The 233-nt window shown below is 66.1% G+C and carries 1 protein-coding gene; it reads right to left on the bottom strand.

Annotation, left to right across the window (positions count from 1 at the left end; all coding sequences use genetic code 11):
- Positions 1-231 (bottom strand): amino acid permease (locus KVT34_RS31295; RefSeq protein ID WP_217563398.1); only part of this gene is annotated, 231 nt, incomplete at its 3' end.
- Positions 232-233: the final 2 nt, after the last annotated feature.

Genomic DNA, 233 nt, shown 5'->3' with positions numbered 1-233 from the left:
GGCGAGGCAGTAGGCCCAGGCGCAAATGTAACCGACGAAGGGGCCGAAGCCGGTTTCGGCGTAGGGGACAATGCCGTTGGCCAGGCTTGGCAGCCGGTTGGCGAGACTCTGGAAGGACAGGGCGAGCATGATGACTCCGATGCCGGTCAGCGCCCAGCCTAACAGGGCGGCGCCGCTTCCCGCATCCTGCGCCATATCGGCAGGCATGCCGAAGATCCCTCCGCCGATCATGG

The organism is Paenibacillus sp. GbtcB18 (genome assembly GCF_019091125.1).
In the GTDB taxonomy this organism is placed as follows: domain Bacteria; phylum Bacillota; class Bacilli; order Paenibacillales; family NBRC-103111; genus Paenibacillus_F; species Paenibacillus_F chitinolyticus.
This window is presented reverse-complemented; position numbering and strand designations above follow the sequence as displayed.